This is a genomic window from Caballeronia fortuita, assembly GCF_001544835.2.
In the GTDB taxonomy this organism is placed as follows: domain Bacteria; phylum Pseudomonadota; class Gammaproteobacteria; order Burkholderiales; family Burkholderiaceae; genus Caballeronia; species Caballeronia fortuita.
Genome location: NZ_FCNX02000025.1, coordinates 21556 through 43335, shown reverse-complemented (window position 1 = coordinate 43335; position 21780 = coordinate 21556). Strand labels below are relative to the sequence as shown.

The window sequence follows — 21780 nt, the reverse complement described above, 5'->3', positions numbered from 1 at the left end:
TCACATCGGAAAGCCCATCGCCTTGATGCCCCTGATCCACGCGCGTTTCCAGCCGCCCTCGGCATCGGCGCCATCGAACGCGTGGAAGGTCACCTTCGCGGCGAGCCATCGGACCGGCTCGGGCGGAATGTAGGTCGGACTCTGATTGGCGATGTCGAGCGCGCGCTCGGGGCTGTCGCGATCGAACAGGATGTTCAGACCCATGAACGCGCCGAAGCGGCTCGCGGCGACGCCGAAACCCGTGTAGCCCGCGACGAACACGGCCTTGTCGCCGAGATAGCGCTTCGCGAACACGGAGCCGCGCGAGCAGTAGTCGATCGGGCCGCCCCACGCGTGCGAGAAGCGCACGTCGCCCAGTTGCGGGAAGGTCTTGTAGAACGCGTCCGCGAGACGGTAGTACGTGTCGCGCTGCTGATCGCGCGGCGGGTTCGGATCGCCGTCGAAGTGATAGCTCACGAGGCCGCCGAAGATGATGTTGTTGCGCTTCGTGAGACGGAAATAGTTGAGCTGCGTGCGCGTGTCGTAGATGCCCTGACGCTGCTTCCAGCCGATGCGCGCGAGTTGCTCGCCGGTGAGCGGCTCGGTCGCGAGCACGTGATCGCGCACTTGCAGCACGCGCCGGTTGATATCGGGAATGCCGACTTTCGCGGTGCCGCTGCCGAACAGCACACGCGGCGCGCGCACGCTGCCCGCGGGCGTTTTGACGAAAACGGTCGCGCCTTCGTCGGTGACGTCGATCAGCGGACTATGCTCGTGGACACGCACGCCGAGTTGCAGCGCCGCGCGCTTCAAACCCCACGCGAGCTTCGCCGGATGCACGATGCCGCTGCGATTGCGCGACCACAGCGCGCCCGCGAACAGCGGCGAATCGAGTTGCTCGCGCGTCGCGGCCGCATCGAGCAGCACGACATCGTGGCCGTAGGACCTGTGCAGATCGTGATCGGCGCGCAGATGATCGATGTGATCGGGGTCGACGGCGACCGTCATCTCGCCGTTCCATTCGATATCGGCGTCGATGCCGTATCGTTCGAGCGTTTCCTCGAAGCCGTCCAGATTGCGCTGGCCGAAGGCTTCGAGCTGCGCGATGTCGTTCGGGAACACGCGCACGGCGTTGGGCAACCCGTGCATCACCGATGTCGAGATGATGCCGCCCGCGCGCCCCGATGCGCCATGCGCAACGCGGCCCGCTTCGATCAGCACGACATCGAGTTCGGGCATCCGCTCCTTCGCCTGCACGGCGGCCCATAAACCGGTGAAACCGCCGCCGACGATCAGCAGATCCGCGCGCGTCTCGCCCGCGAGCGCGGGTTCGGCGGGCGGCTCGGCGGGATCGTCGAGCCAGTAGGGCATGAGCCGCGTGCGCGCGAGCGCTTCCTCGACGGTCAGCTTCACAGGCGTGCGGCGCACGGCTTGCGGCGGCGCGGCGCTATCGCCTATAGCGGGTTCGAAAAGTTGCGCGCTTTCGTTCATGACGTGTCTCCTCCTCGGGCGCGGCGCGCGGCGGTTATTGCTGCGGTTCGAGCACGACGTAAAACTTCTTCGCGTCTTCGATCGTTTCCCAGCGGCCCGCGAAACCTGCCGGCAACAGATAGCCCTCGCCCGCCGAGAATTCGCGGCGCGCGCCGTTCACGTCGATGAGCGCGATGCGGCCTTCGACGAGCCACACGGCTTCGTCGGCAGTGGTCGCGGGAAAATCAACGGCGCCGATCTTGCCTTCCCACCAGCCGATCACGAAGTTGCCGCTCTTGCCCTCGGCCGCGCGCCAGTCGCTTTCGTCCATGCCGTAGTCGAGCTTCGTGAATTGCCCGATGCCTGCGCCGAGCGGCGCGATGTCCTGAATCAGCTTGCTCACGTGTCGTTTCCTTCGATGCGTCGTTTCAAAATCAATCGATGCACCGAAGTTACCGGGTCGACATGCCCCGGTATGCCCCCCCGCAGGGGGGACAAGCCGCGTTTTAGCGAAGCGCGGGTAAATACCTAAAAGTGCAGAAAACCCCTTCTGGCAAGGCATGCGGCGCATGATCTACAATCGGAGAGCCTTTTTTCTGGGGCACGCCATGCTGCTCAACGTACCCCCGCTCAATTCCGATCACGCCGCGTTTCCGCTCTCGTTCAAGACGCTCGGCAAAGTCATCGAAGCTGTCGGCACGCCGGATTTCGTGCCGCGTCTCACGCTGCTTCTCAATGAAGTCGTGCCGCTCAATGTCGTGCATATCGAGCGTTCGCGTGTCGATCGCAGCAAGCCGACGGGCTTTCGCTGCGAGTGGATCGGCAGCAGCGGCGTCGGCATGGACTCGGGCGTCATCTCCGAAGTCATGACGCTCTACTATGACCGCTTCTACGACAGCGATCCGCTCTTCGCGGGCATTCGCGGCAAGGTCGGGACGATGCTCGTCGTGCGCGACATCGGCGCGATTCCGCCCGGCGAATTCCGTCAGCGACTTTTCGATGAAGCGTCGATCGCGCACGAATGCGTGCTCGCGCGCGGCACGCTGCATGCGCAGGATTCCATCGCGCTCGAACGCGCGCTCGATGCGCCGCCGTTCACGCTCGCCGAGATGAACCGCTTTCGCAGCGTGAGCGAATTCCTGTTTCCGCTGCTGGAGCTGCACGCATCGACGAGCGCGGCGAGACGCGTCGCGCATCCGACATCGTTTCTGCATCCGCTCGCGCAATTCGACGCGCGCATCGCTGCCGATCACGTGCGTCTGTCCAGGCGCGAATACGAAATCTGCACGCATCTCATCACGGGGCGCACGGTGCCCGAGGCGGCGGAGATCGTCGGCGTGCGGGTGGGCACGGCGGAGTCATATGTGAAGCGCGCGTTCGCGAAGCTCGGCGTGCGCACGAAGCGCGATCTGATCGCGTGGGGTCAGAGGTAGCGCCGCCTTCACATAGAACCGGATCGATGTGAACATCTCCACTTCGTGATTCGCGCGGCGCTCGCGTCGCCTAACATCGCCCCGTTCATACAACGATGACGGGAGACGTATCGATGCAGCGCGAACTCAACCAGCCGCTTGGCGGCAACGACATGCCGCGCTTCGGCGGCATCGCCACCATGATGCGCCTGCCGCACGCGGCCAGCGCCGAAGGACTCGATGCGTGCTTCGTCGGCGTGCCGCTCGATATCGGCACGTCGAATCGCTCGGGCGCGCGTTTTGGGCCGCGTCAGATTCGTTCGGAATCCGTACTGCTTCGGCCTTACAACATGGCGACGCGCGCCGCCCCGTTCGATTCGCTGCAAGTAGCCGATATCGGCGATGTCGCGACCAATCCCTATGATCTCAAGGATTCGATGCGCCTGATCGAATGCGCATACGATGCGATCGTCGCGAACGGCTGCCGCCCGATCACGCTCGGCGGCGATCACACCATCGCATGGCCGATCCTGCGCGCGCTGCACAAGAAGTACGGCAAGGTCGCGGTCGTTCACGTCGATGCGCACGCCGACGTCAACGACACCATGTTCGGCGAGAAGATCGCGCACGGCACGCCGTTTCGACGCGCGGTGGAAGACGGCCTGCTTCAATGCGACAAGGTCACGCAGATCGGTCTGCGCGGCACCGGCTATCACGCCGACGACTTCGACTGGTGCCGCGCGCAGGGCTTTACCGTCGTACAGGCTGAAGCGTGCTGGAACCGGTCGCTCGCGCCGTTGATGGAAGAAGTGCGCGCGCGCGTGGGCGAGACGCCCGTGTATCTGAGCTTTGATATCGACGGGCTCGATCCCGCGTTCGCGCCCGGCACCGGCACGCCGGAAATCGGCGGACTCAGCGTGCAGCAAGGGCTCGAAATCGTGCGCGGCATGAGAGGGTTGAACGTCGTGGGCGCGGATCTCGTCGAAGTGTCGCCGCCTTACGATCAGGCCGGCACCACGGCGCTCGTCGGCGCGAATCTCGCGTTCGAAATGCTCTGCGTGATGCCGGGCGTGCATTATCGTCAAGCGAATGGGGTGCAAGCATGAACATGCGCGAAGACCGCTCGTTGCTTCTACCCGCCGCGACGATCGCGGGGACGCGCTACGGCGCATCGGTGCTCGAATCGGGCAATGCGATTCATGATGCATCGACGGGCGATGTCATCGGCTGGCAGGAACACGCCGATGCCGCGCAGGTCGACGCCGCCGTGCGTGCCGCGCACGCCGCGCGCGATGCGTGGCGCGACCGCACGCCCGCATCGCGCGGCGTAGTGCTGCGCAGAATCGCGGAACTCATCGCGGCGGATCGCGCGCGTCTTTCGTCGATGCAGCAAAAGGTCAGCGGCAAGCCGCCGCTCGAAGCCGATACCGATGTCAGCGACGCCATCGCCACGTTCGAGTATTACGGCGGCTTGTGCGCGGACGCAGCGCTTTTCGCCGTCGAAAAAGTGAGCTTGCCCGACGATACCGTTTCGGGCGAACGACATCACGAAGCGGTGGGCGTGGCCGCGCTGATCGTGCCGTGGAATTTCCCGATGGTCACGACCGCGTGGAAGATCGCGCCCGCGCTCGCGGCGGGCTGCACGGCGGTGCTGAAGCCATCGGAACTCACGTCGCCGGTGGAGCATATGCTGGCGGACATCATGACGGCGGCGGGCGTGCCCGATGGCGTCGTGAATATCGTGAACGGCGGCGGCGAAGTCGGCGCGCTGCTCGCGGCGCATCCGCTCGTCGACAAGATTTCGTTCACCGGCAGCACCGCCGTCGGCCGCAAGGTCATGCAGACGGCGGCAGAGGACATGAAGCGCGTGACGCTCGAACTCGGCGGCAAGTCCGCGCTGATCGTGCGCGCCGATGCGGACATCGGTCACGCGGTCGCGCTCGCCATCGGCGGTGCGTTCACGAACGCCGGGCAGATGTGCTCGGCGACCTCGCGCATCATCGTGCACGACGATGTCTACCGCAAGTTCATCGCCGCGCTCGAAGTGGCGGTGCGCGCGCACGTGGTGGCGCCGCCGCATGTCGGCAATGTCGCGATGGGTCCGCTCGTTTCGCGCGCGCAGCGTGAACGCGTGCAGGCGTTACTCGATGAAGGCATCGCGGACGGCGCGCGCATCGCGTTCAGCGGCGCGCTCGATAGCGCGTGCGAGGGAGGTTTCTTCATGGCGCCGGTCGTCATTGCGGAACCGGATGCGCGCAACGTCTTATGGACCGACGAAGTGTTCGGGCCGGTCGCATGCGTCATATCCTTTCGCACCGACGATGAAGCGATCGCGCTCGCCAACGATACGCGTTATGGACTCGTCGCGACCGTCGTAACACGCGACGACGAGGCCGCGCGGCGCTACAGGAAAGCGCTGCGCGCGGGCCTCGTGTGGATCGACACGCCGCAATTGATCTTCCCCCAGGTGAGCTGGGGCGGGCTCGGGCTGAGCGGCATCGGCCGCGAGCTCGGCGTGGCGGGATTGCGCAGCTATCAGGAACTGCGCCACGCGATCATGGCGTGAGCGCCTTCGCGCGTCAGCTGCGCGAACGCGGCGGCCTGTCGCCGGCACCGCGTCCTTCGCGATGATTCGGGCGAGCGGGCGCGCCGTGATCTTCGCAGATGGTCGAGATCGCATGCTTGAAGAGCACTTGCGATCCGGCGGTCGAGTTGAGATAGACCATATATGTGTCGAACGACTGGATATGGCCGGTCAGCTTGATCCCGTTGACCAGATAGATGGAGACGCGCTTGCGTTCTTTTCGGAGCGCGTTGAGAAAATCGCCTTGAATGCTGCTGGCTGGAGTGTTGGACATTTGAGACTCGTTTCGGATGGAGCGCGGGCGCCCGGCTGACGGTTCTCAGTCGTCGCACCCGCGGCTCGGCGTGTTTTCTTTGGACGAGTCATTATCCCGTTTCCGCGCGCTTGGTGCGAAGAAAAGTAAATCAGTCTGTAAAGTCCGCACCGAAAACTTCAAAATCGTCGTATGAAACGTAACAATCTGGCAGCGGCGCGCCGTTTCACTTGAGCACCGTTGCTTCCACGGCGGCCAGATACGCGGCCAGCGCCCGCCTGACTTCCCGCAGATAACGCCGCGCGAGTTGCACGTCGCCCATTGCGGGACGCAGCTTGACGGCGAGCGCGCCGCTTGCGAGCGCGTGCAGCATGTCGACGTAAAGCTCACGCTCGGACGCTTTTACGCCGGGCATACGCGCGTCGATCACCTTGCGCATCATGCTGGACTTGCGCTTCTTCTTCGCTTCGTCGTGCGGCATCACCGACATCAAAATCAGAAGATCCGTCTTGCGCTCGAAATACTCGATGTGCGGCGTCATGATGCGATCGATCACCGCTTCCGCCGACAACCCGCGCCACGTCTCGCTGTCGATGCGCGCCAGTTCGTCTTCCAGTTCCTCCAGCGCCGCCGCGTGACGATCCCACAACGCGGCGAGCAGCGCGTCGCGATCTGGAAAAAAGTGATACATCGAGCCGATCGGCGTTTGCGCCCGCCGCGCGACGCCGTGCATCGTCACGCCTTCCAGACCCTTTTCGACGATCAGTTCGGCAGTCGCGTCCAGCACGGCTTCGATGCGCGCGCGCCCGCGCGCCTGCAGCGGCGAACGCGCAGTGCTGCCGCGCTCCGTATCCTGCAATTCGCTTTCATCGTCGGCGCGAGGCTTTTTCATCGTGTCTCCACAAGGCAGGGGCAAACTAGACGCTCGCGTCTAGATTCGTGCATACTAGACGGCATCGTCTAGTTTGGCGAGCGCATCGCGCGGTGATTTTCGCCCGGAACGCGCTCGTTGTCTCGCATTCGTCGAAGGCTGCCGCACGCGCGGCGCCGCGCAAGCTCCCGGAGAAATCATGTCAGTCACAGCGCCCCCGCACGGCGGCCAACCCGCCGACGCCGCTCAAGGCAAACCGTCGCGCAAGCGCCTTCTCATCGCGGCGGGCATCGTCGCGGTCATCGCGGGCCTCGCGTGGGGCGCACGCTGGTGGATGGTCGGCCGCTTCATCGAAACCACCGACGACGCCTATCTCAAGGCCGACAGCGTGACCATCGCGCCGAAGGTGAGCGGCTATATCACCGAAGTGCTCGTCGGCGACAACCAGGCGGTCGCGGCGGGCGCGCCGCTCGCGAAGCTCGATACGCGCCAGTATCAGGCCGCGCTCGATCAGGCGCAGGCCACGCTCGACGCCCGCGCCGCCGACATCCTGCGCGCCGAAGCAGAACTCAAGCAGCATCACGCCAACGCCGATCAGGCGAAGGCGCAGGCCGAAGTCTCGCGCGTGAGTCTCGCGCACGCGGAGGACGACGTGACGCGTTATCGTCCGCTCGTCGCGACGGGCGCCGAAACCGCCGAGCGTCTCGCGAGCCTGGTTTCCACGCGCGATCAGGCGCGCGCGACGCTCGCCGCGAATCTCGCCGCCGCGCGATCGGCCGCGACGCAGATCGGCGCGACCGAAGCGCAGATCGCCCAGGCGCGCGCGCAACTCGAAGCGGCGCAGGCGCAAATGAATCAGTCGAAGCTCGATCTCGGCGACACGACGCTCGCGAGCCCGGTCGCGGGGCGCGTCGGTGACCGTACGGTGCGCGTCGGCCAGTACGTGCAGCCGGGCACGCGTCTGATGACGGTCGTGCCGGTCGATGCGCTCTATCTCGAAGCGAACTTCAAGGAAACGCAGGTCGGCCGCATGCGCGTGGGGCAGCCCGCGACGCTGCATGTCGATGCGCTCAAGGGCACCGATCTGCACGGCGTCGTCGAGAGCTTCGCGCCCGGCACCGGCGCGCAGTTCGCGCTCCTGCCGCCGGAGAACGCGACCGGCAACTTCACGAAGATCGTGCAGCGCGTGCCGGTGCGCATTCGCGTCGATACGGGGCCGCAAACCCGCAAGGTGCTGCTGCCGGGCTTGTCCGTCACCGTCGATGTCGACACGAAGAACGCCACCGACGACAGCCATCGCATCGCTGCGGAAAACCGTCATGACTGAAGGTCACGCACGCGCGAGCGCAAGCGACTGGATCGCCGTCACGGCCGGCGCGCTCGGCGCGCTGATGGCCACGCTCGACATCTCCATCACCAACTCGGCGCTGCCGCAGATTCAGGGCGAGATCGGCGTGACCGGCACCGAAGGCACGTGGATTTCCACCGGCTATCTGATGTCGGAAATCGTGATGATTCCGCTTGCCGCATGGCTCACGCGCGTCTTCGGGCTGCGCAATTTCCTGCTCGGCAACGCAGTGCTATTCACGCTGTTCTCGGTGATGTGCGGCTTCTCCACCTCGCTTTCGATGATGGTCGCAGGCCGCATCGGGCAAGGCTTCACCGGCGGCGCGATGATTCCGACCGCGCAGACCATCATTCGCACGCGGCTGCCGCGCGAGCAGATGCCCGTCGGCATGACCATCTTCGGCCTGATCGTGTTGCTCGGGCCGCTGCTCGGACCCGTGCTGGGCGGCTGGCTCGCGGAGAACATCTCGTGGTCGTGGTGCTTTTTCGTCAACGTGCCGGTGGGCTTCGCGCTCGTCGCGCTGCTCGTCACCGGGCTGCCGGCGGAAAAATCGCACTGGGAGTCCTTTTTCAAGGCCGACTGGATCGGCATTGCGGGGCTTGCGATCGGCCTGAGTTCGCTCACGGTCGTGCTCGAAGAGGGCCAGCGCAATCAATGGTTCGAGTCGCATGAAATCGTGCTGCTGTCGTGCGTCACGGCGTTCGGCTTTCTGCTCATCGCGATCTCGCAGCTCGTCGCGAAAAAGCCGATCGTGCGGCTTTCGCTCCTGCGCAATCCGCGTTATGCGAGCGTGATCCTGATCGTGTTCGCGGTGGGCGCGGGTCTTTATTGCGTGTCGTTCCTGCTGCCGCAGTTTCTGAGCATCGTCGCCGGTTATAACGCGCTGCAGTCCGGCGCGATCATGCTCGTGTCGGGCGTGCCCGCGTTTCTCATCATGCCGGTGCTGCCGCGTCTGCTCGGCAAGGTGGATTTTCGCGTGCTCGTCATCACGGGGCTGCTGTTTTTCGCCGCGAGCTGTCTGCTCGATATCTCGCTGACCGCGCAAAGCGTCGGCCACGATTTCTTCTGGTCGCAGATTCTGCGCGGCTGCGGGCAGATGCTCGCGATGATGCCGCTCAATCAGGCGTCGATGGCCGCCGTCTCGCGCGAGGAATCCGGCGATGCAGCCGGGCTCTACAACATGGCGCGCAATCTCGGCGGCTCGGTCGGGCTCGCGATCCTCGGCACGGTGATCGACCGGCGCAACGACTTCCACACCGCGTCGATCCGCGAATCGCTGACGGCGAACTCCGTCATCGGTCAGGAACGCATGGCCGCGAGCGCCGCGAATTTCTTCGCGCAAGGCGGCGATATGGCGCACGCGAAGATGCAGGCGCTCGGCCAGTTGTCGGCGCAGATCGGGCAACAGGCCATCGTCATGACATATTCCGAAACTTTCTACGTGCTGGCGATCGCGCTGCTCGCGTGTCTTCCGCTCGCGCTCCTGCTCAAGACGCCGCGCGCTCAATCCGGCGACATGTCCTCCGCCGGCCACTGATTCATGAATCCTTTCACGATGTTTCCCCGCACGCTCCGCCTCACCGCCCTGCTCCCGCTCGCCGCATGCGCGCTCGCCGCGTGCACGGTCGGCCCCGACTATCGCGGCGCGCCGGATATCGCGCCCGACGCCACGAAAAGCGGCGCGTTCGTGCGCACGCCGGCGCAGGGCGTCGTCGCGACGCACGCGCCCACGGCGTGGTGGCAAGCGCTCAACGATCCGCAGCTGAACGCGCTGATCGATGCCGCATTCGCCCACAATCCCGACCTGAAAATGGCGCAGGCGCGTCTGCGTCAATCGCGCTCGCAATTGCGCGGGCAGCGCGCCAACGCGTTGCCGAAGGTGTCGGGCAGCGCGGCGGCGTTGCGCATGCGCTCGCCGGACACGTCGTTCTTCGGCTCGTCGGGCGATGACGGTTCGTCGGGATCGTCGGGATCGACCGGGCGCGGTCCCGTCGACTTCTATACCGTCGGTTTCGATGCCTCGTGGGAGCTCGATCTCTTCGGCGGCACGCGCCGCGCGATCGAAGCGGCATCGGACGAAGCCGACGCCGTGCACGCCGATCTGTCGGACGCGCAAGTGTCGCTCGCGGCGGAAGTGGCGTCGGTCTATATCGATCTGCGCGATCAGCAGGAGCGTCTCGCGCTCGCCGAACGGACCGCCGACTATCAGCAGCAGATGCTCACGCTCACCGAGCAGCGGCGCGCGCGCGGCACGGCGGCGGAAGTGGACGTCGAGCGGCTCACGACGCAGGTCGGCACGACGCGCGCGACGCTCGTGCCCTTGCAGGTGCAGATCACCGATTCGCTCGATCAGCTCGCCGTGCTGACGGGCCGGGCGCCCGGCGCGCTCGATGCCGAACTGGGCGCACGTGCGCCGTTGCCCGCGTTGCCGTCGTCGGTGCCCATTGGCGATCCGGCGGCGATGCTTCAGGAGCGCCCCGACATCCGCGCGGCCGAGCGTCGTCTCGCGTCGAGCAATGCGCAGATCGGCGAGCATATCGCCGATTATTTCCCGAAGGTGACGCTGCTCGGCGATATCGGCTTCTCGGCTTCCGAGCCGAGCCATCTATTGCGCAAGCAGAATTTCTCGTGGGTCGGCGTGCCTTATCTGCAATGGAATCTGTTCGACTTCGGGCGCACCGCGGCGAACGTCGATGCCGCCGAAGCCGCGCGCGACGAAGCACAGGCGCGCTACGAGAAAGCCGTGTTGGGCGCGCTGAAGGACGCGAATTCATCGCTGTCGCGGTACGGCAACCAGCGTGAGCATGTGGCGCGGCTGCAGCAGGTGCAGGCGTCGGCGGAGCGCTCGGCGGCGCTCGTGCGGCAACGTTACACGGCGGGCGTGTCGACGCTCATCGATCTGCTCGACGCGCAGCGCACGCAATTCGCCGCGCAGCAGGACGTGGTGGCCGCGCAAGGCGAATTGCTGCGGGATTTCGTCGCGCTGCAGAAGAGTCTCGGACTCGGCTGGGCATCCTGAGCGTCTTGCGTTAGCCGACGCTGCGACGCCATCTCACGCTCGAACATCGGCTTATAGAACGCGACGGCCTTGCGCAAGATGTCGTTCACTTCCCTGAGCGCGACATTCTCTTGTTCGAGTTGTGCGATGCGTCGAAACGGGTCGTCGTCTGCGGCTTGCGTCGTCATGTGCGTTCGCGTGATGTGCGCTATCGATGCGACAGCGCCTTTGCCGATTGCAGAAGATCGTCGAGCATCGCCTGCCGCCGCTGCGGATCGGTATCGCGGCCGGTCATGAAGCACAGCGCCGCGACCGGCAGTCCGGCGCGGTCGCGCACGGGCGCCGCCATGCACAGCCGAAACGCGTTCGACAGACCTTCCGTGCAGCAATAGCCCTGCTCTTTCGCGGCCTGAACGTCGCGCATGAATTCATCGAAGTCGATGCGCACGCCGTTATCGAGCGTGAAGTCTCCTTCCGGAATCAACGCGCGGATCTCGCCCGCGTTCATGTGACCGAGCAGCAGGCGTCCGGTCGCGGTCCACGGAATCGGCACGCGCACGCCGATATCCGAGCTGATGTTGAACGGCCGCGCGCTGTTCTCCGACAGCACCACCGTGTACTTGCTGCCTTCGAGCATGCACAGCTGCGTCGTCTCGTCGTACTTGCGCACGAGCGCGAGAATCGACTGATGCGCGCGGCTGATGAGATCGTTGTGCGTTGCGTAGTCGGAGCCGTAGTAATGCATCTCGCGTCCGAAGAACACGCTTCCATCGGCGGACGTTTCGAGCCAGCCCACTTCGGCCAGAATTGCGACCAGTTCGTAGATGCTCGAACGCGGCGCGCCGGTCGCTTCGATCAGCTCGCGCATCGTCATCGGGCGCTGGGCGAGATGCAGTTGCCGAAACATCGCAATGACGCGGTCCACGCCTCTTGCTCGCGACGATTCCGTGACAGCCATTCATTCACTCCGTAAGCGTCAGTGATCGAGCACGCGATGCAGGAACTGCCGCGTGCGCTCGTTCGATGGATCGACGAAAATCTGCTCCGGCTCGCCCTGCTCCGCGATCACGCCCTTATCCATGAACACGACGCGATCGGCCGTCTTGCGCGCGAAGCCCATCTCATGCGTGACGACGACCATCGTCATGCCGTCGCGCGCGAGTCCGCGCATTACTTCGGTGACTTCGCCGACGAGTTCGGGGTCGAGCGCGGAGGTCGCTTCATCGAAGAATATGATGCCCGGCTCCACGGCGAGCGCCCGCGCGATCGCGACGCGCTGCTGCTGTCCGCCCGACAACTGGCTCGGATAATGATCCGCGCGATCCGCAAGCCCGACGCGATCGAGCACGTCCATCGCGCGCTTGCGTGCATCGGCGGGACTCATCTTGCGCGCCTTGATGAGCGCGAGCGTCACGTTGCCGAGCGCGGTCTTGTGCGGAAAGAGGTTGAATTGCTGGAACACCATGCCGACGTGACCGCGGATGTCGCGCGCGCGTTTCGGGTCGTGCAGCGGCACTTCGTTGACCCACACTTCGCCGGAATCCGTGGTTTCAAGTCCTGCCATGATGCGCAGCACCGTGCTCTTGCCCGAACCCGATGCGCCGATCAGCACGAGCACTTCGCCCGAACGCACGTCGAGATTGATCTCGTTGAGCACGCGCGTCGCGCCGAACGCCTTGCTGACGCCCGAAAGGGAAATGATCGGCCTGGTCTGGCTTTGATTGCTCACGACAGTCTCCTGCGGTCATGGTGGCGCACCCATTGCGAAAGCGGGAAGCACACGACGAAATAGATGATGGCGACGAGTCCGTAAATCTCGACCGGCTTGCCGATGCGATCGACGATCGCCTGGCCGCCGTGCATCAGTTCGGACATGCCGATCATGCTGACGATCGACGTGTCCTTGATGAGCGAAAGATATTGGCCGATGAGCGGCGGCAGCACGATCTTGCCCGTCTGCGGCAGCACGACGAACGCGAACGCCTGCGTGCGCGACAGACCGAGAATCTGCGAGACTTCCCACTGCCCTTTCGGCACCGCTTCGATTCCCGAGCGGAACACTTCGGCGATATAGGCGCCCTGATAGACGCTCAGACCGATGACGCCGGCGGCGAAGACATCGATCGCATAGCCGAAGTACGAGACGCCGAAGTAGATGAACATCAGCGTGATGAGCACGGGCGTGCCGCGAAAGAGTTCGGTGTAGAGCCGCGCGATGCGGTCGGTGCCCCACGGTCCGAACGATCGCAACACGGCGGCGATGAGGCCGATCAGCGTGCCGCCGACGATCGACGCGACGGACAGCAGCAGCGTCGTCACGAGACCTTGCAGCAGGATCGACAGACTGGTTCCCAGCAATTCGATTGACATGATGCGACTCCGGTTCGGGCATCAGGCGCGATTGGCGCGGCGCAGCGCAAAGCCGCCGAAGCGTGCGCGCGGCCGGACGACGAGCGGCGGATGGAACATTCGCGCGCCGAGCTGGCCTGCGATCCACGAGAGCACATTGCTCAGCACGAGATACGCGACGAGCACGACCGCGAAGGTTTGCACGTAAAGGAGCGTGCGCGAATTGATGACGGTCGCGGTGCCCGTCAGTTCCGGCAGCGCGATCGCAGACAGGAGCGACGTGCCGAGCAGCAACTGGATCAGATAGTTGACGATCGCCGGATAGACGGCGCGCGCCGCCTGCGGCAGGACGATCTCGGTGAAGATCTGGCCGCGTTCGAGGCCGAGAATGCCGGCGGCTTCGAGCTGCCCGCGCGGCACCGACTGAATGCCCGCGCGAAACACTTCCGACAGATAAGCGCCCACGTTGAGCCCGAGTGCGATGACGCCGGCCCAGTAGGCATCGAGCGAGATGCCCGCCGACGGCAGCCCGAAGAACACGATAAAGATCTGCAGCAGAACCGGCGTATTGCGGATGATCTCGACATACGCCCGCGCGACGAAGCGGATCACGCCGAGCGGCGACATGCTGGCCAGCGCCGTCAACAGCCCGAGCACCAGCGACAGCACGAACGCGAGCACCGTCACCTGCAGGGTCAGCCAGCCGGCTTTCAGGAATTCGGGTACATAGCCCCACAAGGTCAGCCACTCGTAACTCATATCGGTCTCCGCATTGCTATCGGCATCGCCGTGTGGTCAGAACTGCGGATTCAACGGGAAGCGCGGATCGGTGCCGAACCACTTCTTGTAGAGCTGCGCGTTGAGCTTCGACGCGTTGATGTTGAAGAGGAACAGGTTCAGGTAATTGAGCCACGCTTGATCGCCGGCCTTCACGCCGAACGCGTTGTACTCGAGCGGCACGAGCGCTTCGTTCGTCACGGTCAGTTCGGGATCGAGCTTCGCCTGATACGCGAGGAAGTTGTTGTCCTCGATCATCGCGTCGGCCTGGCCTTGCTTGACGGCGAGAATCGCGGCCTGCGAGCTGTCGTATTCCTGAATCTTGACCGGGATGTTCAGCGAGCGGACTTCGTCGCCGTTGGTCGAGCCCTTCACGGTCGCGATCGTGCGGTTGCCCATGTCTTTCACCGACTGGATGCCGCTGCTCTTCTTGACCAGCAGCGCCTCGCTCGCGACGACATACGGCGTCGTGAATTCGATGACCTTCGCGCGCTCGAGATTGCGTGTGAAGTTGCAGAAGACGACATCGACCTTGCTCGTTTGCAGGTTCGGAATGCGGTTCGCGCTCGTCGTGTTCACGACTTCGAGCTTCACGCCCATTTGTTTCGCGAGTTCCTTGGCGAGATCGACGTCGTAGCCGTCGGGCTGGCCGTCCTTGTCGTAGAAGCCGAACGGCGCGAAGGTCAGGCAGTCGCCGACGCGCAAGGTCCCGCGCTGAAGCACTGCCTGAAGCGTCGATGAACCTGCCGTCGCGCTGCCGCCGCTTTCGGCGGGCGTCGAAACCTTGGTACATGCCGACATCGCCAGCGCCCCGGCGATGACGAACAGGGAAACAGTTCTGGCGCCGATGTTCGAGAGTTTCATGTGCAGATCCTGATTGACGATGATGACGTGAGGAACCGGTTCCAGAACGCTCTGGAAGGATAAGGCTGGCGGTCAGTGCCGTCCGGTATATCGGACAGGCATCTGGCTTATCGGATTGATTTGCAGTGTTGAGTAAGAGAATTCCGAGCACAAGCGGCCCGAACCCTAATTGCGCGCGGCTTTTTGGTCGGATATCAAACGCGACGCGCGCGCGGAGGCCGGCTCGCGATGAGCCTCGCGTGTCCGGATGTAGAGAATTTCGGCCGACGCGAGATTACTGGCTCGCGCCCGCGCCGATTCCCGCCTTCTTTTGGGCGTTCTGGATGTCCTGCGGATAATTCGGGTCGTTCGCCCGGGCCGGGTTGTAGCCCGCGTCTTCGAGCTTCTTGAGCTCGGCGTTCTTTTTCGCGCGCGCCTGTTTGCGCGCAGCTTTTTTATCGGCTTTCGATGCAGGTGCGGCTTGTGTCGCGTCGGTGGCCGCCGAACCGGTATCCTGAGCATAAGAAAGCGAGGCCGCCGATACACACGCGACGCCGATGAAGAATGACACAGCCATGCTTGCCAGCTTCGTTCTCACGGTGATTCTCCGTTCGCCTGGGAAAAATGCGCTCACGGAAGTATAGGCGCTCGAAACAAACTCATGACTCCGGATGCCAATTGATGCAAATCATCGTCGATGCAGACGCCTGCCCCGCCGTCGTAAAGGACATTCTCTTTCGCGCGGCCACGCGTATGAAGGTGGACGTGACGCTCGTCGCGAATCAGTTTCTCCGCACGCCGCCCTCGCCGCACATACGCGCGATTCAGGTGCCGGCGGGCTTCGACGTGGCCGATGCGCGCATCGTCGAGATGACGCAGACGGGCGATCTCATCATCACGGCGGATATACCGCTGGCCGCCGCGGTGATCGAGAAAGGCGCGTTCGCGCTCGATCCGCGCGGCGAGTGGATGAGTGCGGAGAATATCGAGGAACGTCTGTCGATCCGCGCGATGATGGATCAGCTGCGCGGTTCTGGCGTGCAGACAGGCGGACCGCCGCCGTACGCACCGCGCGACGGCAAGAACTTCGCCGCGCAGCTCGACCGGTTTCTTGCGAAGCAGGAAACCCTCATGCGCTCCCGTCGATGATCTTGCGGATCGCTTCCTCGAACGCCTCGGACGGCTGACCGCCGCTCAACAAATACTTGTTGTCGAAGATGATGGCGGGTACCGACTGAATGCCGAGTTGCTGAACCTCGTGCTCTTCGGCGCGGACTTCGTCGGCATAGGCGCCGCTTTCGAGGACCGCGCGCGCCTGCTCGACGTCGAGACCGGCGCTTCGGGCCGCCTTGATCAGCACTTCGTGATTGCTCGTGTCCTTGCCCTCGCCGTGATAAGCGCGCAGCAGCGCGAGCTTCAGCGGCAACTGCTTGCCTTCGATGCGCGCCCAATGCAGCAACCGATGCGCATCGAACGTGTTGTAGACCCAGTTGCGATCGCCGAACGCGAAGCCTTCGCGCGCGCCGCGCTCGCGGATCATCGCCTGCGCCTCGCTGATCTGCTCGGGCGTGCGGCCGTACTTCCGGCCAAGATAAACGACGATGCGCTCGCCCTGCGGTCCCATGTCCGGATTCAGTTCGAACGGATGCAGCGTGATGTGCGCATCGACGGCATCGCCGATGCGTTCCAGCGCGCGTTGCAGCGAGGACAGGCCGACGGCGCACCACGGGCAGGCGATATCGGAGACAAAGTCGATTTGAAGAGTGCGGGACATGGCTTGATGGAAAACGTATTCGAGCGAAACAGGCTAGCTCAATTCGGGCGTGCTTGCCGGCTAGCTCGATGGAAGCGCGCAGCTTCGACCGTTAGTTGCGGGTTGGTGGATGACGAGAGGCGGCTGATTAGCTTCTTGCTTTTCCCGGCCGCATCTTGTTGAACACGTATCCGGAGAATCCGTCGCGCAGATCGGGATATTTATGGATGACCGCTTCGACGAGTTCGCTCGTCGGATCGATGCCCAGTCTGCGCAGCGTCAGCTTGCCCGCGGGACTCGTCCTGTAAGTGCGCCGCCAGTCGTCGCGCTGCCGTGCCGTGGCGGCCTCATATATCTCCCAGCCGCGCCGCACTTCATCGACGATACGGTTCTGCGCGTTCACGTCCTGAGCCGCGACCAGCAACGCCCGACGCGCCTCGGCCTGCTCCTTCGCTTCGGCCTCGCGTTGATCTGTCAGCGCGAGGTCCACCTGAACCTGGACCATCTGCCGCTCTGCATCCGAGACGATCCAGCCTTCTTTCAGCGCCTTCATGAAAAAGCCGGCCGGGCTCTTCGATACCTTGCCGAGCTTCAGGCTGAAACGCGTGCGTTCGATGGCCTGCTCGAGCCGTTCGTCCGTATAGGTGTCGCGGTCGGAGGCGATCTGATTGAACTGCGCGCTCGACAGACCGATCTCCTGCTTGAGCGTCTGATACAAGGCCTGGGCGTGCTCGTGCGTGTGAAGCAGGCGCTCGGCCATCTCCTTGCGCTCGACGCGAAAGCGCATCCGCCCGATCTTGCGCGAGCCGGGCTCGTTGCGCGTCTCGTACGACAGAGATAGATCGGACACCTCATTGATCTGATCCACTGCCGGAGCGAGCCAGTCGCGCTTGAAGTATTTGAATTCCTGCGCCTTCGCGCCCATTGTGCCTTGCCACGCGCGCAACTCGTCCAAAGTGAACCAGTCGGTTACGCCCTCGCCCGCATATGGAAGGAGATGGTCGTACATCACGCGCGCATAACTGAGCGTGAAGAGCGACGTGATGCGCAGGCTTAGCCAGTGGGATTTGCCGGGACCGCGAATGATCCCGATGAGATCGGGGGGTACGCGAAACTGAAACCGCCCGCCAAGGTATGAGATGCGTCCGATCAGTTGCACGGAGCCGAACGGCTTCGATCCATCGGCGTCGGGTTCGGCGGTGGCCTGAATAAGCGCTCGCTGCGCCTCGGTGATGACCTGTTCAAGGTGCGCGTTGTTGCGGCTCGAATAGCGCATCAGCCACTTGAAGTAGTCGAGCTCGACGTCGTACAGGTCGTGAACCTTGTCTTCCTGCGCGACGATGAAATACGCCGCATCGATAAGGCGACGCGCCGCCACGCCGAGATCGACGATGCGGATCAGCACGTTCTTGCGTGAGAAGCCGATGTCCGAGCGAGCCGTTTCGACGGGCAAACCTTCGGCGCTTGCATCGTCGAATAGTGCCAGCGCCAGTTGTCTGGACGTGGCCACCTGCCCCGCTGTCGTCATCCTGCCTCCGTGTTTGCACGTATCGTGTGCTATCGAGCCGAACGTTAACGCCTGCATGGTGAGCTGTCAACACAGATCACCTCACCTTGAAACAAGGCGGACACAGGAAACCTCACTTTGCTCTGGCCGCTTCACAATTTCCCTCACCATCCCGCCCAAACGTCTCACCCTCGGCGCCAAGACGCCTCACTTGTGCGGGGTAAACACGGCACTTAGCGGCTCAATCAACAGCACCTGTAGCACAAAACGGCTCACCTTGCGGGTCTAACGCATTGATTTTTCTAAGTATCAGGTGGACCTGTTAGTGGTGGTTGGTTTTCGTCTTTATTAAATAACCAACAAACCGGGTGGTAATGGATTCTGCGCGCAGCCTACGAGCGAGTCGGTGTCGATGAGCGAACTCGGTCGATTCGCAACAAGGAACCGGCATTTGATAGGTGAGGCGTTTTGTGTTTGGCCAAGCGGCGCGGCTGAACAGGTTATTCATCCACATGCTGAGGTGAGGTGTTTTGTGATCGCCAACGGGCCTTCTTATGTTCGTCGTATGAGATCTCGACTCGTATGCAGTTTCTTAACGTATCAACCAGGCTGCAGACTTGCTCGCAACGTACTGAAATCTATGATCTTTTGTCCCAAACGCGCCGCAATCGAAAATTTCGGGCAATTGGGATAGCCATTCATCACCGTGGCGCGTATTCTACGGTTCGACATCGACTCACATTAAAACCGTGGAAACAGCGCTGGGCGTGTAGAAAACGCCTCACCGTGGACCCACAAGGAAGCGTGCGAATGAATTTAAGCGAACTGCCAGAGATTAACCGAAGAGTGAAACTTTCCAATCTTGGAGAGTTTGCAGAGCGTTTGTCGGTCATGACGAACGAGCTGCGAGACCAAATACTGGCTCCCCGACCACGAAAAACGGCACCCGTTTTCACAATCGGCGAGTTGTCGGAGATGTGCGGTATCGACCGTCAGAAGATCAACTATTTGGCGACCAAGGATGGTACCGATCTGCCGCAGGGCGAAACGCACGGTACCGGCCGCGCGCGCATCTTCTCGCTGAAGGATGCGCGGACATGGGTCCAGCAAGTCTCCGACATCTACCAGACGCCGCTTGTCACCGGAACACGTGAACATCGCGGGCGCGTGCTTATCACGGCGAACTTCAAGGGCGGATCGTGCAAGACGACGACGTCGATGTGCATCGGCCAAGGACTCAGTCTGCGTGGCCGAAAGGTTCTCATGATCGACCTTGATCCACAAGCATCGCTTTCAGAACTGTGCGGTCTCTACGCCGAGAAGGATGTGACTTGGGAAGACACGGTTCTCCCCTACATCTACGATCCGGACATCGAGGGCGGTCTGTCGGCCAAAGTGCAGACGACCTACTGGGACGGCTTGGACGTGATCCCGGCGCACAACTATTTGCACGACGCGGAATTTCATCTTCCGACGGCGCAAAAGACCAATGCGAATTTCGAATTCTGGTCGGTGTTGCGGAAAGGAATCGAACCGCTGCGTGCGCATTACGACTACATCATCCTCGACACCGCGCCGTCGCTTTCCTACATGACGCTGAACGGACTGATGGCGGCCGATTCGATGGTCATGCCGCTTGTGCCCGAGAGTCTGGACTTCATATCGTCGGTATCGTTCTGGTCTCTGTTTGCCGAGGTCGCGAACGGCTTCGTGGAGCATGAAGTCGACAAGACGTATGACTTCGTGTCGGTGCTTTTGTCGCGAGTTGATTACGGGAACACGTCGTCTGCGCCAGTTGTGCGCTCGTGGTCACAGCGCGCCTACGGCGACTGGCTGCACACGACCGAAATCCCCGCGAGTTCGGTCATGAGTAACGGCGCGTTGGCTTTTTCGACGGTGTTCGACTTGTCGCGCGCTGAGACCGTCGCGAAGACCTTGGCGCGCGTGAAGCAGCCAATGGTCGATTACTGCAAATGGATCGACGATCAATATGTCGAGCAATGGAGAGCCGGACAATGAGCAGCCTTCGTGACCGCATGATGAGCAAGACCGCCGAAGTCCGCGCGGCTAAAGACATACAACTCGATCCGCAGCAAGAAAAGGCGACCAGTCCGCGTACCGCACCTGGGATGGCGGCCGCGCTCGCCGCCGCACAGCAGCGCATTGCTCAGTTGGAACAGGCTGGTCCGGCGTCCGAGGCATCGGTATCGGAGATCGTTCCGAATCCTTGGCAGCCTCGTCAGGTATTCAATGATGCAAAGCTCGTCCAACTGGCTGAGTCGATTCGCGAAGCCGGGCTGGTTCAGCCGATCGTGGTTCGGCGCGTTGGCGGTGGATATCAGATCGTTGCCGGCGAACGTCGATGGCGCGCGCACAAGATGATCGGGAAAGAGACGATCAAGGTTCTGGTCGTCGATCTATCCGATGAAGAAATGGCGATGCTCGCGCTCGTTGAAAACGTCGCGCGCGAGGATTTGTGCGATTACGAGATCTCGCGATCCATCCGACGCACAGAAAAGGAGTTTCCGAATCGCAAGCGCATGGCCGAAGCGTTGGGCATCTCCCGGTCGGAGCTTTATCGATATCTGTCGTTTAGCGAGTTGCCTGAGTTCATCGTTCAGGATCTTGATGTTCAGCCTCGGCTGCTAGGCGCCACGGCGGCGGAAAATGTCGTTTCGGTTCTTCGTGGACGAAATGGGGCGGCGTTTGAGATTGCGAAGAGTCTATGGTCGAAGGTGATTGCTGGTGATCTGGATCAGCTCAAGCTGGGACGTGCGATCAAGCAGGCTCTGGATGACGAAGGCAAGCCTGCGGCTGGCGTTAGTGATCGGAGCATCGACAAGATTTTTGCAGGCGGGTCGCATGCCGGATCGATTACAAAGGACTCGACGGGGCTGACTGTCAAGATCAAGGCGGGTTTGCTGACGTCGGAAAAGGAAGAGCAAATTCGCGAGTTGATCGGGCAGTTGTTTGCCGATAACAGTTAAGGATTTTGTCAATCGGTTACGGTGCCGGCCGCAGCACCTACGGTCCTGTTGTTTACCTCTTTCCCGTCGCGGATGTCCCAACTTGGGACACTCGCGACGCGGCATCCTGAGACGCGAAGCGTCCTCTTTTCACGACGTGTCCCGACTTGGGACATGTCACGCGGATCAGGGGCACATCCTGATCCGGTGACCGTCACGCCCTCGTGGTTCTTTTGATCGGCTGGGCGTACCCATCCGCCAACGTTTAGTACGGACGAGACGCACGAGCGCAGAGTCGGCGGTGAAAGGAATCTTTTGCTTTAGCCGGTCGGTCACGAAAAATCGTTTGGCAAGCCCGTCAATTTCGATCTGGATCGCCCGCGGGGGAGCCGACAACAGTCGCAAGTTAAACGCAGTTGTGCCGATAACCTTCCACCTCTTTGCGATGTCATCTGCCGACTGCAGCCGCGACACTCGCAGACGGAAGGCCGAATGCATCAATCGCGACATGAAAGTCGCGCGCTGGACACGCGTGGCGCGGTCTTCCGCCGCGAGCGATAAAGTTGGCCGAGAAAGTGTCCCGACTTGGGACACGTAACGTCCGGAAACTGCACATCGCTTGAGCGAGCCGACTGCCCTATTTTCTACCGTATAACTTCCGGGCGCGTGG

Annotated in this window: 21 protein-coding genes; 9 read left to right on the top strand and 12 right to left on the bottom strand. The window is 62.8% G+C overall.

From position 1 onward, the window contains the following. Nucleotides 1–1470, bottom strand: a complete 1470-nt coding sequence (locus tag AWB77_RS32290) for an NAD(P)/FAD-dependent oxidoreductase (protein ID WP_061138513.1) — start codon at nt 1468–1470, stop codon at nt 1–3. Between the two features lie 34 nt (nt 1471–1504). Then, complete coding sequence (locus AWB77_RS32285) at nt 1505–1852, bottom strand: cupin domain-containing protein (RefSeq protein ID WP_061138512.1); 348 nt, start codon at nt 1850–1852, stop codon at nt 1505–1507. Between the two features lie 205 nt (nt 1853–2057). Between AWB77_RS32285 and AWB77_RS32280 the strand changes: the two genes are divergently transcribed. The 3 genes from AWB77_RS32280 to AWB77_RS32270 all read left to right on the top strand — a co-directional run bounded on the left by AWB77_RS32280 (nt 2058) and on the right by AWB77_RS32270 (nt 5427). Further along, nucleotides 2058–2882 (top strand): helix-turn-helix transcriptional regulator, encoded by an 825-nt coding sequence (locus AWB77_RS32280; protein WP_061138511.1) that lies wholly within the window; start codon nt 2058–2060, stop codon nt 2880–2882. A gap of 113 nt (nt 2883–2995) precedes the next feature. After that, complete coding sequence (speB, locus tag AWB77_RS32275; protein WP_061138529.1) at nt 2996–3967, top strand: agmatinase; 972 nt, start codon at nt 2996–2998, stop codon at nt 3965–3967. Next, on the top strand, nt 3964–5427 hold the full coding sequence (locus AWB77_RS32270) for an aldehyde dehydrogenase family protein (protein ID WP_061138510.1): 1464 nt from the start codon (nt 3964–3966) through the stop codon (nt 5425–5427). The genes speB and AWB77_RS32270 overlap by 4 nt, the downstream gene beginning before the upstream one ends. A gap of 13 nt (nt 5428–5440) precedes the next feature. On the opposite strand, the gene hfq is transcribed toward AWB77_RS32270, so the two are convergent. Further along, a complete protein-coding gene (hfq, locus tag AWB77_RS32265) occupies nt 5441–5719 on the bottom strand; it encodes an RNA chaperone Hfq (protein ID WP_061138509.1) in 279 nt (92 codons plus the stop codon). 205 nt (nt 5720–5924) lie between these two features. Beyond that, nucleotides 5925–6590, bottom strand: a complete 666-nt coding sequence (locus AWB77_RS32260) for a TetR/AcrR family transcriptional regulator (RefSeq protein WP_061138508.1) — start codon at nt 6588–6590, stop codon at nt 5925–5927. A 178-nt stretch (nt 6591–6768) separates the two neighbouring features. Here AWB77_RS32260 and AWB77_RS32255 point away from each other — a divergent pair, with 178 nt between their 5' ends. The 3 genes from AWB77_RS32255 to AWB77_RS32245 are packed head-to-tail and all read left to right on the top strand — an operon-like array spanning nt 6769 to nt 10936. Continuing rightward, nucleotides 6769–7896 (top strand): HlyD family secretion protein, encoded by a 1128-nt coding sequence (locus AWB77_RS32255; RefSeq protein WP_061138528.1) that lies wholly within the window; start codon nt 6769–6771, stop codon nt 7894–7896. Next, nucleotides 7889–9454, top strand: a complete 1566-nt coding sequence (locus tag AWB77_RS32250; RefSeq protein WP_061138507.1) for an MDR family MFS transporter — start codon at nt 7889–7891, stop codon at nt 9452–9454. Before AWB77_RS32255 ends, AWB77_RS32250 begins: the two co-directional genes overlap by 8 nt. Nucleotides 9455–9457: 3 nt before the next feature. Next, the gene (locus tag AWB77_RS32245; RefSeq protein ID WP_061138506.1) at nt 9458–10936 is read left to right on the top strand and encodes an efflux transporter outer membrane subunit; all 1479 of its coding nucleotides are present in this window, start codon (nt 9458–9460) and stop codon (nt 10934–10936) included. A gap of 187 nt (nt 10937–11123) precedes the next feature. On the opposite strand, the gene AWB77_RS32240 is transcribed toward AWB77_RS32245, so the two are convergent. From AWB77_RS32240 to AWB77_RS32215, 6 genes are all read right to left on the bottom strand, one after another. Further along, on the bottom strand, nt 11124–11873 hold the full coding sequence (locus AWB77_RS32240) for an IclR family transcriptional regulator (protein WP_061138505.1): 750 nt from the start codon (nt 11871–11873) through the stop codon (nt 11124–11126). 18 nt (nt 11874–11891) lie between these two features. Further along, nucleotides 11892–12644: an amino acid ABC transporter ATP-binding protein gene (locus AWB77_RS32235; RefSeq protein WP_061138504.1), complete on the bottom strand. Its 753-nt coding sequence runs from the start codon at nt 12642–12644 to the stop codon at nt 11892–11894. After that, on the bottom strand, nt 12641–13285 hold the full coding sequence (locus AWB77_RS32230) for an amino acid ABC transporter permease (protein ID WP_061138503.1): 645 nt from the start codon (nt 13283–13285) through the stop codon (nt 12641–12643). Before AWB77_RS32230 ends, AWB77_RS32235 begins: the two co-directional genes overlap by 4 nt. 21 nt (nt 13286–13306) lie before the next feature. Then, nucleotides 13307–14023 carry an amino acid ABC transporter permease gene (locus AWB77_RS32225; RefSeq protein WP_061138502.1) on the bottom strand — a complete coding sequence of 239 codons (717 nt, stop codon included), beginning with the start codon at nt 14021–14023 and terminating at the stop codon, nt 13307–13309. Between the two features lie 36 nt (nt 14024–14059). After that, the gene (locus AWB77_RS32220) at nt 14060–14905 is read right to left on the bottom strand and encodes an ABC transporter substrate-binding protein (protein ID WP_061138501.1); all 846 of its coding nucleotides are present in this window, start codon (nt 14903–14905) and stop codon (nt 14060–14062) included. A gap of 274 nt (nt 14906–15179) precedes the next feature. Continuing rightward, nucleotides 15180–15461 carry a DUF4148 domain-containing protein gene (locus tag AWB77_RS32215; RefSeq protein ID WP_096031218.1) on the bottom strand — a complete coding sequence of 94 codons (282 nt, stop codon included), beginning with the start codon at nt 15459–15461 and terminating at the stop codon, nt 15180–15182. 104 nt (nt 15462–15565) lie between these two features. Here AWB77_RS32215 and AWB77_RS32210 point away from each other — a divergent pair, with 104 nt between their 5' ends. Continuing rightward, nucleotides 15566–16033: a YaiI/YqxD family protein gene (locus AWB77_RS32210; protein ID WP_061138500.1), complete on the top strand. Its 468-nt coding sequence runs from the start codon at nt 15566–15568 to the stop codon at nt 16031–16033. Here the strand turns inward: AWB77_RS32210 and AWB77_RS32205 are convergent. Further along, nucleotides 16014–16658, bottom strand: coding sequence for a DsbA family oxidoreductase (locus AWB77_RS32205; protein ID WP_061138499.1), 645 nt, complete (start codon nt 16656–16658; stop codon nt 16014–16016). The genes AWB77_RS32210 and AWB77_RS32205 overlap by 20 nt on opposite strands. Nucleotides 16659–16785: 127 nt before the next feature. Further along, a complete protein-coding gene (locus AWB77_RS32200) occupies nt 16786–18165 on the bottom strand; it encodes a replication initiation protein (protein WP_061138498.1) in 1380 nt (459 codons plus the stop codon). Between the two features lie 789 nt (nt 18166–18954). Between AWB77_RS32200 and AWB77_RS32195 the strand changes: the two genes are divergently transcribed. Further along, nucleotides 18955–20163, top strand: coding sequence for a ParA family protein (locus AWB77_RS32195; protein WP_061138497.1), 1209 nt, complete (start codon nt 18955–18957; stop codon nt 20161–20163). Further along, nucleotides 20160–21131 carry a ParB/RepB/Spo0J family partition protein gene (locus AWB77_RS32190; RefSeq protein WP_061138496.1) on the top strand — a complete coding sequence of 324 codons (972 nt, stop codon included), beginning with the start codon at nt 20160–20162 and terminating at the stop codon, nt 21129–21131. The genes AWB77_RS32195 and AWB77_RS32190 overlap by 4 nt, the downstream gene beginning before the upstream one ends. Nucleotides 21132–21780 lie beyond the last annotated feature (649 nt).